Consider the following 12,766-nt stretch of genomic DNA (forward strand, 5'->3'; position numbering starts at 1 on the left):
CGGCACAGGGCCGGATTATCACATCTCCTGCGGCCGGAGCCAGCGCCCGCAGCCCAGCGGTCGCCTCAAGTACCGGGCCGTGACACCTCGGTCTCCTTGCTGGTGATGAACTCCAGCAGCACGGGCACGCCTTCCTTCGTCTTCTGGATGCCGCGCTTGATCGCGGGGATGATGTCCTCCGGCCGGGTCACCCGCTCGCCATAGCCGCCGAAGGCGCGCGCCATCGCGGCGTAGTCGCCGGAAATTTCGGTCGAGCGATATTTCTCGGTCGAGATCGGCATCACCTTCAACTCGATCGCCATCGAGAAATTGTTGAGCAGGATCGACATGATCGGGATGCGCTCGCGCACCGCGGTCTCGAAATCCATGCCGGTGAAACCGATCGCCGCATCACCCCAGACATTGATGCAGAGCTTGTCGGGCTTCGCGAGCTTGGCGCCCATGGCGAGCCCAAGGCCGTAGCCGAGCTGCGTCGTCTTGCCCCAGCCGAGATAGGAGAGGGGGGCGACCGCTTTCCAGAACGGCGAAAGCTGGTCGCGCGGGCTGCCGGCGTCATGGGTGATGATGGTGTTGTCGATGTCGACGGTGTGCTGGAGATCCCAGAGCACGCGGTAGGGGCTGAGCGGCGCATCATTGCTGGTGAGCTTCGGCATCCATTTCGCCAGCCACTCCTTGTGCGAGGCCGCAATCTCGGCCGCGACCGCCGAGGCATCGCGATCCGCAGAGACTGTCTTGCCGATCTCCTCCAGCAGCGCGTCGAGCACGAGACCGGCATCGCCGACGAGGCCAATTTTCGCTTCCACATCCTTGTTGAGATGGTTCGGATCAAGTGTGGAGTGAATGATCGTCTTGCCCTTGGGCATTGCGATGCCGAAACTGGTCTCGGTAAAGGAGCAGCCGATCCCGAAGATGACGTCGGCTTCGCCGAGGAATTTCGGCACCGCGCGCGGCACGGCGAGACCACCGGAGCCGAGCGAGAGCGGATGGGTCTCCGGGAATGACGATTTGCCGCCGAGGCTGGTGGTGACGGGAATGGCGAGCCGCTCCGCCAGCCGCTTCAATTGCGGCCACGCCCGCGCGTAGTGCACGCCCTGGCCGGCATAGATCACCGGGCGCTTGGCATTGACGAGGAGGCTTGCTGCTTCCCTCACATGCACGGGATCGGCGCCGTAGCGGGTGCGCAGCACCGGCGTGTAGTTCAGCGGCTCCGGCACCTCCTCGTTCCACATGTCGGCGGGGATTTCGACGATCACTGGGCCGCCGCGCCCATTCTTCAATTTGGTAAAGGCGCGTCGAAAGATGTTGGTCACCTCGGCCGCGAGAATGATCGGCTCGGACGATTTCGCAAACGGCTTCATCGCCTCGCTGGAATTGAAGTTCGGCTCGATATGCGCAAGCCTGCGCTGATAACCCATCGGCAGCACCAGCACGGGCACGGATTCGCCAAAGCATTGCGCGACGCCGCCCATCGCGTTCTCCGCGCCGGGCCCATGCTGCATGCAGAACGCGCCGATCGTGCGTCCCGACGTCACGCGCGAGATCGCATCCGCCATGTGCACGCCGACGCGCTCCTGCCGAACCATCACCGGCCGGATCTCGGCCTTCGCCGCGTGCTCGATCAGATGATTGACGGGATAGCCGCAGAGGATCTCGATCCCCTCGCGCCGCATGATTTCCGCAATGGCGGTGCCGAGCTTCATGGCGTCTCTCTCCCTGAGGCAGGCCGGTTGATCCGGCCAATTGGGGAGAGAGGATCAGGAAAAGCAGGGAGCGTAAAGCGCAGGTGGCAAGCGCTGCGGTAGGTCAGCCATGCAGCGAGATGCCAGCCTTCCTATTTGCAGTTCTTGCAAATCGTCAGCTTGCGCTTCAACACTTCGTCTTCCTGATCAATCGATGACTGTGCGTCGAGACCATCCGCATCCCGACTGGAGCCCTTCGCGGCGCGTGACCTGGCAGGCGGCGTCACCTGGCTGGGTGCGTCGTTGTCGTCGGTGCCGGCACTGAAGCCGTCATAATCGGCCGCCGGGTTCGGCAATGCCGCAGGCCCGCCGATGACAGGCGGCGCAAGCTCTCTACCGGACGTCGCTGGCGTGCGGCTATCGTTCGTCACCAAGCCCGGCTGCTTCCTGGGCTTGGCGTTTTTGGCGCCTGCATGCGCCGGCGATGCATTGGGCGGGGCGAGCGAAACGGGCGGCGCGGCCGAGTTCTGCCCTCTGGCGCCGTCCTGGGACCAGGTGCTGACCAAGATGAGGCCAAGAGCCAGGAGCATCGTGCGTCTCATTGGCATCCTTCAAATCGCCTCGGTTCAACCATTGACAGCATGGCTCATCGAGCCGCGCCGGGAAGAATATCAGCACTGACGTGGCCGTCAAAATTGACAGAAATGGGAGTGAGCCGGACGGGATGTCGCTTTGTCGCGTGGAAGGTTTGACCCACGTCAAGCCGACGGCAGGTTGCGGCATGGCATGATGGCGGCGGTGACGAGATGACGCGCTCTCATCGTGCAAGCACTCTTAGGGAACTCGATGAAGTCGTCGGCGATGCAGGGGCTGACCGCATCCGAAGCACAGGTCCGGCTGAAGGCCGAAGGCTTCAACGAGCTGCCCCACACGGGCCGCCGGACGATCGTGCGCCTCATCATCGAGGTGCTGCGCGAGCCCATGCTGCTGTTGCTGCTAGCCGGCGGCCTGATCTATTTCGTTCTGGGTGATCTCGGCGAGGCGCTGCTTCTGCTGGCGTTCGCAACGATCTCTATCGTCATCACGATCGTGCAGGAAGCGCGCACCGAGCGCGTGCTGGACTCGCTGCGCGATCTGACCAGTCCGCGCGCGCTGGTGATCCGCGGCGGCGAGCGCATCCGCATTCCCGGTCGCGAGGTCGTGCGCGGCGACCTGATCGTACTCTCCGAGGGAGATCGCGTGGCCGCCGACGCCACGGTCCTACGTTCCATCGATCTGCTACTGGACGAGTCGTTGCTGACGGGGGAATCGGTTCCGGTCAGAAAACAGGCCCGGTCGTCGCTCGAAGAATCGATGGCGCCGCATGCCGGCGGCGAGGATCAACCATTCGTGTTCTCCGGCACGTTGGTGGTTCGCGGCAGTGGGCTGGCCGAAGTGACCTCGACCGGCGTCTTGAGCGAGATCGGCAAGATCGGACAGTCGCTGCATTCGCTGCCGACGGAGGCGCCCCGCCTGCAGCAGCAGACGACGCGACTGGTGGCCATATTCGCCGTCGTCAGTGCCTTCGTGATCGCGTTGACAGTTCTCCTGTATGGGCTCTATCGCGGCGGCTGGCTGGAGGGCGTGCTCGCCGGCATCGCGCTCGGCATGTCGATGCTTCCGGAGGAAATTCCGGTCGTTCTGACGGTGTTTCTCGCCATGGGCGCCTGGCGCATCTCACAGGCGCGCGTGTTGACGCGGCGCGCTTCGGCGATCGAATCGCTGGGCGCCGCGACCGTGCTATGCACGGACAAGACCGGCACGCTGACGGAAAACCGCATGACGGTTGCGCGCCTGATGCTGCCCGACGGCGCGCAATATACGCCGGCCGCCGCAGGCCGCGCTGAGCCTGCGTTCAACCCGTTGATCGAAACCGGCGTGCTGGCCTGTGCTCGGGAGCCGTTCGATCCCATGGAGAAGGCGCTGCACTCGCTCGCCTCCGACGCCGGCACGGGCCGGCAGCTCGTGCAGAGCTACGGCTTGCGTCCCGACCTCCTTGCCATGTCGAACGTGTGGCGCGGAAGCGGTGATGATTGCGTCGTGGCGGCGAAGGGTGCGCCTGAAACGATCGCGATGCTTTGCGGAGTGGGTGCGGCAGAGCTGGCTGAACTGCGGGCGCGGGTTGACGTGCTTGCACGCGAAGGGCTCCGTGTGCTCGGTGTGGCGCGAGCGAATTGGGCGGAGACGAATCTTCCCGAGACGCAACGCGGCTTTGCTTTCCGCTTTTGCGGCCTGATCGGCTTTGCCGACCCGCTGCGGCCTCAAGTCAAGGACGCCATTGCCGAATGCCGCTCCGCTGGCATTCACGTGGTCATGATCACGGGCGACTATCCCGCGACCGCATCGGCGATCGCGACGCAGGCCGGCCTCGATCCCGAACGCGTTCTGACAGGGACGGATGTCGAAGGCATGGCCGATGCCGAACTCGCCGGCGCGGCGCGGGGACAAACGGCCTTCGCGCGAATTGCGCCGGCCCAGAAGCTGCGCATCGTCAATGCGCTCAAGGGCGCGGGCGAGATCGTCGCCATGACGGGCGACGGCGTCAACGATTCACCCTCGCTGAAGGCCGCCCATATCGGCATCGCCATGGGCGGTCGCGGCACCGACGTGGCGCGCGAAGCTTCCTCGATCGTTCTGCTCGACGACGATTTCGGCTCGATCGTGAAGGCGATCCGGCTCGGCCGCCGGATCTACGACAATCTGCGCAAGGCGATGAGCTTCATCCTCGCGGTCCACGTTCCGATCGCCGGACTTGCACTGTTGCCGCTGGTCACGGGGATGCCGCTGCTGTTCGGCCCGGTTCACATCGCGTTTCTCGAGATGATCATCGATCCCGTCTGTTCCCTGGTCTTCGAAGCCGAGACCGAGGAGAGCGACGTGATGCAGCGGCCGCCGCGTTCACCGGACGAGCCGCTGCTGCCGAGGTCCCTGCTGGTCTGGTCCGCGCTGCAGGGCGGCCTGGCGCTGGCCCTGACCGGTGGCGTGATGGTGACGGCGAACCGATACGGCATGCCGGCGAGCGAAGTCCGAGCGTTGACGTTCTTCTCGCTGGTGCTGGTGATCGTGAGCCTGATCTTCGTCAACCGCTCGTTCTCGACCTCGCTGGTCGAAGCCTTTACCCGGCCGAACCGCACGCTCGTCATCATTGTCATGTTCGTGACGTCAGTGCTTGCCCTGAGCCTGGTGTGGCCCGTGGCGGCGGACCTGTTTCGCTTTGGTCCCCTGCATGCGGATGATCTCGCCATCACGGTGGTGGTCGCGCTCGTCTCCCTGGTGTTGCTGGAGCTATCGAAAGTCCCGTTGCGTCGGCGCGTGCCGACTCCAGGGGCGGCTTGAGCCGCGCAACCGGGATGAGACCCGGGGCAATTCTGGGTCGCCAGGTCCGCCGGCGCTGCGCCGGATGTCACGGCACGATCTCTGTATTGCCCGGCAGGCAAAACACGCCAGCGCTGGGCGACCCCTCGGCGTTCGAAATATTCGTACTGACGGAATTTCTGTCTCAGTGCCGAGCTATCCGTCCAACTCGATCTACGCCTTCTCCAGCAACGCCCGTCGCAGCCTTCGGATGATGACCCCGCGGGCGCGGTCGTCGGCGGCGGCGCCAACCGTGTCATTGATGTCGAGGATCAGCTCCGACATCTCATTGTGCCAGTCGAGACGGGTCACGGCCTCGGGCGCGAGACGCCGACGATGATCGACGTCGATCAGACGCGGTTCGGCAGCCGCGAGTTCATAGATGTCGTCGAGCATCGGCTGGTAGACCTTGGCCGCGGGAATGATGCGCTCGGCGACGCGCTCGGCCAGCCCGGAGATGGCGCCTTCCTCGCCGTGGGCCAGGAACAGCCCGCGGGCGATGGGCCGGCGCGCCGCGATCCACCCGGCCATGCCGGCGCCGTCGGCGTGACCGGAATATTCGTCGATCATGCGGATCCGCGCCGCGACCCGGATTTCCTCGCCCTGGATCCGGACGGCCTTGGCACCGTTCTGCAGGAAACGGCCGAGCGTGCCGTTGGCCTGGAAGCCGGCGAGCAGCACGGTCGCACGCTCGTTCCAGAGCCAGCGTTTCAGATGATGGCGGATGCGGCCGGCATCACACATGCCGCTGGCTGCGATGATGATGTGAAATCCGCTGAGACGCATGATCGCCTTGCTCTCGTCAGCGGTCTCGGTGAACTTGAGATGCGGCGAGTTGAGCAGGCGTTCGGCGTCGACGGTCGGGTCGAGGCTCGCGGCGTGCCGGCGGAACACTTCGGTGGCGCGGATCGCCAGCGGAGAATCGAGGAAGATCGGCGCGGTCGGGATCTCGCCGCGCTCCATCAGCTCGACGAGATCGACGATCAGCTCCTGCGTGCGTTCGACCGCAAAGGCCGGCAGCAGCAGCGCGCCTCCCGCCGCCGCCGCATCGCGTACCTCGGCTGCGAGGTGCTGCCGGCGGAGAGCCGGCGTCGTCGCGGCGCGCACGCGGTCGCCATAGGTGGATTCGGAGATCACATAGTCGAGGTCGGATGGCGCCTCGGGGTCGGGCTGGAGCAGCTTTGCCTCGGGGCCGACGTCACCGGAGAGCAGCACGCGCAGCGGACGGGGCGAACCTTGATCGGCGATCTCGAGCTCGATCGAGGCAGAACCGAGCAGATGGCCGGCGTTCCAGTAGCGCGCGCGGACGCCCGGGATCACCTCGGTCCAGTGTTCATAATCGACCGCGCGAAACGATTGGAGCGATGCAACCGCGTCGGCCTGCGTGTAGATCGGCTGCACTTCCTTGCGGCCGCGGGCCTTGTTGCGCCGGTTGAGCTGCGCGACCTCGGACTCCTGGATGCTGCCTGCGTCCGGCAGCATGTAGGAGCAGAGGTCGATCGTGCCCCGCGTCGCCAGGACCGGGCCCGCAAATCCTTCGCGGACGAGTTTCGGCAGCAACCCGCTGTGGTCGATATGGGCGTGCGTGAGCAGGACCGCGCGGACGTGAGCGGGGCGGAACGGGAAGGCGCCGTAATTGAGCTCCTTGAGCGTCTTCGGCCCCTGGAACAGGCCGCAATCGACCAGGAAAGCGCCGGCGGCAGTCTGGAACAGATAGCTGGAGCCGGTCACGGTGCGGGCGGCCCCGCAAAAGCGAACGGTGATGCTCATCTTGTCGTCTCCAGCGAATGTGTCGCGCTGCGCTCGGACCACAAGGCAGCCGCGAGCGTCTCTTCGAGCGTGATCGCGTTGGTCGGATGCGGCACGCTGTCGGTCGAACGGACCGAACGAATGCCGGCATTGATGAATGCCGCAACCATCGCGGCAGGAAACAGCGCGTGCGTCACGATTGCATCGACGGCCGTTGCGCCGATCGCCCGCAATGCCCTCGCCGCAACCATCAGCGTCGTCCCGGAGGATACGATGTCGTCGACCATCAGCGCCGGCCGTCCCGAGAGCAGGGCAGGATCGGCAAAATCGATCTCCACGGAGCGATCGCCATGCCGTGTCTTGCGTGCGACGGTGTGCTGCAAGCCCAATCGCGCCGCGAGGTCCCTGACCCAGGGCTCGGACTCTGCGTCGGGACCGATCACGACGGTGGCGGGATCGACGCCGCCCGCGGCAAGCGCATCCGCGATCGCCGGCATCGCGGACAGGTTCTCCGCCTCGATACCTGCAAACACGGACTTGATGTCGGGGGTGCGGTGCAAGTGAGCGTCCACCGTGACGACGCGGTCCACCAGCGTTGCGAGCAGGGTGCCCATGGCGCGCTGGCTGATGGCTTCGCCTGGACGAAACGCGATGTCCTGCCGCATGTAGCAGAGATAGGGGGCAACCAGCACCAACCGCCTGGCGCCGCCGCGCCGCAGCGCCTCCGCGGCGAAGAGCAGGGCGATCAGCTTGTCATTGGGTTGATCGAGCGGCGCATAGAGGATGGTGGTGTCGGCCGCCGGCGCGACAGTAACGCGCAGCTCGCCGTCCGGAAAGCGGTGCAGGGCGATCTCGTCACAGGCGAGTTCAAGCCGCGCCGCGAGGCGCTTCGCCGCGCCGGCGCCGGAAGGCAGGGTTTGAAGCGCGATCGTTTTCACGGTTGCGTCCTGTCCTGGAGTGCTTCGTGACCGTTGAGGACGTAACCCGTCGCCTGCTGGGCGGCAGACGCGGCCAGATCATGCTCGGGCCCGTCGAATGCGTAGACCCGGTAGAGCGGCTCGCCCTGGTCGACGCGATCGCCAATCTTCTTGAAAAGGCGGATGCCGGCGCCCTTGTCGAGCGGCGCGCCGGCGGTGCGGGCGAGGCGGTTGAGGCGCAGGCAGTCGATCGCGGACACCACGCCGTCATGTTCCGCCTTGACGTCGAAGCTGCTGGGTCCGAGATCGGTGCTGCATTTCGACGGGCCCTGGGCGTCGATGATCTTCTGCATCTGTTTCAGGGCGGCGCCGCTATCGAGCAGCTCACGCGCGCGCGCGTAGCCGGCTCCGCCGCGCAGCTTCGGATCATATTCCAGCAAATGGGCAGCCAGCCGCAGCGATTTCTCGCGCAGATCGCGCGGCGCATCCGCCTCGTTGCCGAGCACAGCCATCACGTCGTTGGCCTCGAGCACCGGCCCGATGCCGTTGCCGATCGGCTGACGGCCGTCGGTCGTGATCACCTCGACCGTGCGGCCGAACCGGTCGCCGACGAATTCGAACAGCTTTCGCAGCCGCATCGCCTCGATGGCGGTGGTAACTTTCGCGGTCGGTCCAACCGGAATGTCGATCAACAGGTGGGTCGATCCCGCGGCGATCTTCTTGGACATGATGGAGGCGACCATCTGCTCGCGTGTGTCGAGGCTGAGCGGGCGTTCGACCGAGATCAGCACGTCGTCGGCCGGCGACAGGTTCACATGCCCGCCCCAGATCAGGCATCCGTTGCAGGACGAGACGATCGACTTCATCTCCTCGACGCCGACATTCACCCGCGCCAGCACCTCCATCGTGTCGGCCGTTCCGGCCGGCGATGTAATGGCGCGCGACGAGGTCTTCGGGATCGGCAGGCCGTGAGCGGCGACAATCGGCACCACGACCATCGAGGTGCGGTTGCCGGGAATGCCGCCGATGCAGTGCTTGTCGACCACGATCGGGTCCGGCCACACCAGCTGCGTGCCGGCCTGCGCCATGGCGCCCGTGAGCGCCAGGAGCTCATCACTGGTGATGAAGCTCGCCGAGCCGATCAGGAACGCGGCGATCTCCATGTCGGAATAGCGAAAATGCGCGAGGTCGTTGATGATCGCGCCAATCTCCGCCTTATCGAGCGTTCGACCGCGAATCTTGGCGCGGACCGCTTCGAGGCTTTCCGGAGGCGCGGCCGGTGCGACCGTCACCAGCGTGCCGACCGGTTTGGCGAAGCGCCGGAACGCAGGCTCGGAGAGGCCGATCTCGTCCTGGGCCGCCAATGCGTCATCATCGGTGATCAGCAGCGTCGCCAGCAGCGTCTTGTCGTCAAGGCGCAGCTCGACGCGACTGAAGCCGCGAAAGATGTCCGCACGCAGCGCCTTCGACCGCCTGGATACGACGACGACGTTCTCGCGGCCCGTATCGAGATGGACGCGGCGTATTTTGAGCTGGGAGCGTGAGAGGTCTGGGTGCATGGACGGACCGCAGAAAGCTGGATCCGTTATGCTTAGCCGCCGCCGTCCGGGCGGGCTTGACTCAGATCATGGTCCGCGGGATCGGCGTCGCAATGCCGCGACGGCGCTACTTCGTGGCCGCGCTGATCGAGTTGAACTTGTTGCTGAGGAGGACGCTGCCGGTGTTGGTCACAACGGTGATGATGGCGAGCGCGATGCCGGCGGCGATCAGGCCATACTCGATCGCGGTGGTGGCACTTTCATCGGCAAGAAAAGACCTGAGCAAAGTCATCGCCAACTCCTGTTCATCCGGTCCAATGTAGGCGCACGGCGTTATCAAACTGGTAAAGTGATCGACGAGGCGCTTGCGCGCATCAAAAAAGGCAGGCTCGGCCGATCCTGCCTGTCGTGTCTTAACGTAACAGCCGTTAAACGAAGGTTTCATTATCCAATTGAAATGAGCGGAAGCGGGCGTACCTCAACTGGTGGTGGTGCGTCCTGGGACACCCTTGCGCGGGCGTCCCAGCATGGCGGCGAGGCGTCCGACCAGATAGCTCACGACATGCCCCTGCGATCGCACCAACGCGTCGGCGATGCGCTCGTCCTCGGTCGCGTCGCTCACGAGGCCGATGTAGTTCTTTCTAGCGTTCTGCTGCGGCACGGTGGTGCGTACCCCGGTTCTTCGGTGGGGCGGACCATGGTGCGCGCAAGGGGAATCAACCGTTAATTTTGGTTACCGTACGAATACCCGGGTGCGGCAGGATGGCATCGTGGTGCCGAAAGTCACCGGGCCGCTTAAGGGATTGTTGAGGCTGTTCGTCAACCGATCGGCAAGCATGCCAAGCGTGGCTCATCGACGCCGGGGCTCCGCGTTCAATGCGCGCAGCATGCCGATGCGGGCGAACGTGAGCCAGCCGCCGCCGGTCTCCGCCGCGTTGATCAGCATCTCGATCGCGGTCTGCCAGCGCGGCTCCTGCTGCTCGGCCTCGGGCAGTTGCATGATGAAGTCGGCGGCTTCTTGCAACGTGCGCAGCTTGGCGCCGCCGCGCAAGCCGATTGGATCGTCGAACGGCGTCGACCAGGGCATGTCAGGCGGCCCGATCGGTGAGGGGAGACGTCACGACGCGATCGGCGATGCGATGCCGTCAGCCGGCCTTCTTCGCTCGCGTTGCCGCACGTACCGGCTTGTCGGCCTTCTTGGGCGCTGCTTCCTTGGCAGCAGCGTCCTTGCCGCCCTTGCCGGAGATCGGCAGCAGCATCTCGCGCTGGCCCTCGGCGCGCTTCTTCGGCTTCTTGGCCTTGACGGTCTCCTTGGCGACCTTCGCCGCGGGCGTGGCGTCCTTCTCGCTCGCAAGGCTCTTCTTCAGCGCGTCCATCAGATTGATGACGTTGCCGCCGCTCTTCGGCGTGGACTTGGCGGCGATCGGCGCGCCCGAGCGCTTCTTGTTGATGAGATCGATCAGCGCGGTCTCGTAGTGATCCTCGAACAGCTCGGGCTCGAATGCACCGGACTTCTTCTCGACGATGTGCTTGGCGAGGTCGAGCATGTCCTTCGTCAGCTTCACGTCCTGGATGTCGTCGAAATATTCGCTTTCGCTGCGCACCTCGTAGGGGTAGCGCAGCAGCGTGCCCATCAGGCCGCTCTCGAGCGGCTCCAGCGCGATGATGTGCTCGCGATTGGTCAGCACCACGCGGCCAATCGCGACCTTGTTCATGCTGCGGATGGTCTCGCGGATGACCGCATAGGCGTCATGGCCGACCTTGCCGTCGGGCACGAGATAATAGGGGCGGATCAGATAGCGGTTGTCGATGTCGGACTTCGGCACGAACTCGTCGATCTCGATCGTGTGCGTGGAGTCGAGCGCAATGTCGTCGAGCTCGTCCTTGGTGACCTCGATGTAGGTGTCGGTGTCGACCTTGTAGCCCTTGACGATGTCCTCGGAGATCACCTCGTCACCGGTCTCGGCGTCGACCTTCAGATACTTGATCCGGTGACCGGTCTTGCGGTTGATCTGGTTGAACGAGACCTTCTCCGTATCCGAAGTGGCCGGATACAGCGCGACCGGGCAGGTCACGAGCGAAAGACGCAGAAAACCCTTCCAATTGGCGCGGGGGGCCATGGGCTACTCCAAACGCAACAGGGACAGACCTATGAGGATACCATCGGGGAACACCGAATCATACACAGGTTGGGTCGGAATCCTGCAATTGCGTTAACCAGTCGCTGACCGTGCGGGGTAGGCCCGATGTGGGGGCAAAAACCGGAACATCAAATCGGATCGGGCGTTGGCCCAGGACACGGGGCTGCGAGGAGGTCGCAGCCTTTGGAGGCGACATCTAGAGATTGAGGCCACCATGGCAACCACGCGCGAGGACCATCAGATCGTCGAGACGGCAACCGAGGCGCGCCAGGGCGAGCCTGGGCCGTCGGTGGCAGCTCTCCTCGCCATCTCGACCGGACTTGCGATCCTGATCCTTGCCGTCATCTGGTTCGTGTTCTTCCGGACCTGACGGCCGAATCGACGGGAAGGGCGGACCTTCCAACTCGCCGCGGTACGCGGCACGCTGCGCCCGCCACGCCGCCGGTTCCTCCGGGGGTGTGGCGGGCGCAGTCGCGTTGGCTGCGAACACGTCGTATATGACCAAAAAGTAACAAAGGCAGTTCCCCGCGTTCATATTCAGTTCACGCCGGAATTGCTCATCTGGTGCGGTGTTCATGCGGCCTATTTCTGGAGAGAAGCGTGCGCCTGCTCGTTGTTGAGGACGACCCCGATCTCAATCGCCAGCTCACCAAGGCGCTGACGGACGCCGGCTATGTCGTCGACCGCGCCTTCGACGGAGAGGAGGGGCACTATCTCGGCGACAACGAACCATATGACGCCGTGGTGCTCGACATCGGCCTACCGAAGAAGGACGGCATCTCGGTGCTGGAGGCCTGGCGCCGCAACGGCCGCACCATGCCGGTGCTGATCCTCACTGCGCGCGACCGCTGGAGCGACAAGGTCCAGGGATTTGACGCGGGTGCCGACGATTACGTCGCAAAGCCGTTCCATCTGGAGGAGGTGCTGGCGCGGATCCGCGCGCTGCTGCGCCGCTCCACCGGCCATGCCCAGAGCGAGCTGAGCTGCGGCCCCGTGACGCTCGACACGCGCACCGGCCGGGTCAGCGTGTCGGGCAATCCCGTGAAGATGACCTCGCACGAATATCGGCTTCTGGCCTACCTCATGCACCATTCCGGGCGCGTCGTGTCGCGCACCGAGCTGGTCGAGCACCTCTACGACCAGGATTTCGACCGCGACTCCAACACGATTGAAGTCTTCGTCGGCCGCATCCGCAAGAAGCTCGACGTCGACATCATCCAGACCGTCCGCGGCCTCGGTTATCTCCTGACCCCGCCGGCCGCCGGCGCCTGAGGGGTTTCTGCAAGGATCCTGGTTCTTGGCTTGACGGGCGGCCCGACACGGGCCTTGGTCCGGTCATGACCGCCGCC

12 protein-coding genes are annotated in these 12,766 nt (G+C 64.9%); 3 read left to right on the forward strand and 9 right to left on the reverse strand.

Annotated elements, in window-relative coordinates; genetic code table 11:
- Positions 1–65: 65 nt before the first annotated feature.
- Positions 66–1,700: a thiamine pyrophosphate-requiring protein gene (locus JQ587_RS23175; protein WP_212426828.1), complete on the reverse strand. Its 1,635-nt coding sequence runs from the start codon at positions 1,698–1,700 to the stop codon at positions 66–68.
- Between the two features lie 131 nt (positions 1,701–1,831).
- The gene (locus tag JQ587_RS23180; protein WP_349629529.1) at positions 1,832–2,269 is read right to left on the reverse strand and encodes a hypothetical protein; all 438 of its coding nucleotides are present in this window, start codon (positions 2,267–2,269) and stop codon (positions 1,832–1,834) included.
- Positions 2,270–2,525: 256 nt separating this feature from the next.
- Here JQ587_RS23180 and JQ587_RS23185 point away from each other — a divergent pair, with 256 nt between their 5' ends.
- Positions 2,526–5,054, forward strand: coding sequence for a cation-translocating P-type ATPase (locus JQ587_RS23185; RefSeq protein WP_212426830.1), 2,529 nt, complete (start codon positions 2,526–2,528; stop codon positions 5,052–5,054).
- Between the two features lie 192 nt (positions 5,055–5,246).
- Here the strand turns inward: JQ587_RS23185 and JQ587_RS23190 are convergent, their stop codons facing one another.
- From JQ587_RS23190 to ku, 7 genes are all read right to left on the reverse strand, one after another.
- Positions 5,247–6,842: an MBL fold metallo-hydrolase gene (locus JQ587_RS23190; RefSeq protein ID WP_212426831.1), complete on the reverse strand. Its 1,596-nt coding sequence runs from the start codon at positions 6,840–6,842 to the stop codon at positions 5,247–5,249.
- On the reverse strand, positions 6,839–7,759 hold the full coding sequence (locus JQ587_RS23195) for a ribose-phosphate pyrophosphokinase (protein ID WP_212426832.1): 921 nt from the start codon (positions 7,757–7,759) through the stop codon (positions 6,839–6,841). Before JQ587_RS23195 ends, JQ587_RS23190 begins: the two co-directional genes overlap by 4 nt.
- The gene (locus tag JQ587_RS23200) at positions 7,756–9,297 is read right to left on the reverse strand and encodes a thymidine phosphorylase family protein (protein ID WP_212300414.1); all 1,542 of its coding nucleotides are present in this window, start codon (positions 9,295–9,297) and stop codon (positions 7,756–7,758) included. Before JQ587_RS23200 ends, JQ587_RS23195 begins: the two co-directional genes overlap by 4 nt.
- Positions 9,298–9,403: 106 nt before the next feature.
- Positions 9,404–9,568: a Flp family type IVb pilin gene (locus JQ587_RS23205; protein WP_212300713.1), complete on the reverse strand. Its 165-nt coding sequence runs from the start codon at positions 9,566–9,568 to the stop codon at positions 9,404–9,406.
- A gap of 186 nt (positions 9,569–9,754) precedes the next feature.
- Positions 9,755–9,937: a hypothetical protein gene (locus JQ587_RS23210; RefSeq protein WP_212300415.1), complete on the reverse strand. Its 183-nt coding sequence runs from the start codon at positions 9,935–9,937 to the stop codon at positions 9,755–9,757.
- A 189-nt stretch (positions 9,938–10,126) separates the two neighbouring features.
- Complete coding sequence (locus JQ587_RS23215) at positions 10,127–10,363, reverse strand: hypothetical protein (protein ID WP_212300416.1); 237 nt, start codon at positions 10,361–10,363, stop codon at positions 10,127–10,129.
- Positions 10,364–10,421: 58 nt separating this feature from the next.
- The gene (ku, locus tag JQ587_RS23220; RefSeq protein WP_212426833.1) at positions 10,422–11,396 is read right to left on the reverse strand and encodes a non-homologous end joining protein Ku; all 975 of its coding nucleotides are present in this window, start codon (positions 11,394–11,396) and stop codon (positions 10,422–10,424) included.
- Positions 11,397–11,631: 235 nt separating this feature from the next.
- Between ku and JQ587_RS23225 the strand changes: the two genes are divergently transcribed.
- Positions 11,632–11,787: a hypothetical protein gene (locus JQ587_RS23225; RefSeq protein ID WP_194463199.1), complete on the forward strand. Its 156-nt coding sequence runs from the start codon at positions 11,632–11,634 to the stop codon at positions 11,785–11,787.
- A gap of 230 nt (positions 11,788–12,017) precedes the next feature.
- Positions 12,018–12,689, forward strand: a complete 672-nt coding sequence (locus JQ587_RS23230; protein WP_212300418.1) for a response regulator transcription factor — start codon at positions 12,018–12,020, stop codon at positions 12,687–12,689.
- Positions 12,690–12,766: the final 77 nt, after the last annotated feature.

It is taken from the genome of Bradyrhizobium manausense (assembly GCF_018130615.1).
Classification (GTDB): domain Bacteria; phylum Pseudomonadota; class Alphaproteobacteria; order Rhizobiales; family Xanthobacteraceae; genus Bradyrhizobium; species Bradyrhizobium manausense_A.

What these genes read in the sequence shown, in the direction of transcription:
- JQ587_RS23190 (WP_212426831.1), bottom strand. Translation starts at nt 6,842, where the DNA reads ATGAGCATCACCGTTCGCTTTTGCGGGGCCGCCCGCACCGTGACCGGC.
- JQ587_RS23205 (WP_212300713.1), bottom strand. Translation starts at nt 9,568, where the DNA reads ATGACTTTGCTCAGGTCTTTTCTTGCCGATGAAAGTGCCACCACCGCG.
- JQ587_RS23215 (WP_212300416.1), bottom strand. Translation starts at nt 10,363, where the DNA reads ATGCCCTGGTCGACGCCGTTCGACGATCCAATCGGCTTGCGCGGCGGC.
- JQ587_RS23200 (WP_212300414.1), bottom strand. Translation starts at nt 9,297, where the DNA reads ATGCACCCAGACCTCTCACGCTCCCAGCTCAAAATACGCCGCGTCCAT.
- JQ587_RS23185 (WP_212426830.1), top strand. Translation starts at nt 2,526, where the DNA reads ATGAAGTCGTCGGCGATGCAGGGGCTGACCGCATCCGAAGCACAGGTC.
- JQ587_RS23225 (WP_194463199.1), top strand. Translation starts at nt 11,632, where the DNA reads ATGGCAACCACGCGCGAGGACCATCAGATCGTCGAGACGGCAACCGAG.
- ku (WP_212426833.1), bottom strand. Translation starts at nt 11,396, where the DNA reads ATGGCCCCCCGCGCCAATTGGAAGGGTTTTCTGCGTCTTTCGCTCGTG.
- JQ587_RS23180 (WP_349629529.1), bottom strand. Translation starts at nt 2,269, where the DNA reads ATGCTCCTGGCTCTTGGCCTCATCTTGGTCAGCACCTGGTCCCAGGAC.
- JQ587_RS23175 (WP_212426828.1), bottom strand. Translation starts at nt 1,700, where the DNA reads ATGAAGCTCGGCACCGCCATTGCGGAAATCATGCGGCGCGAGGGGATC.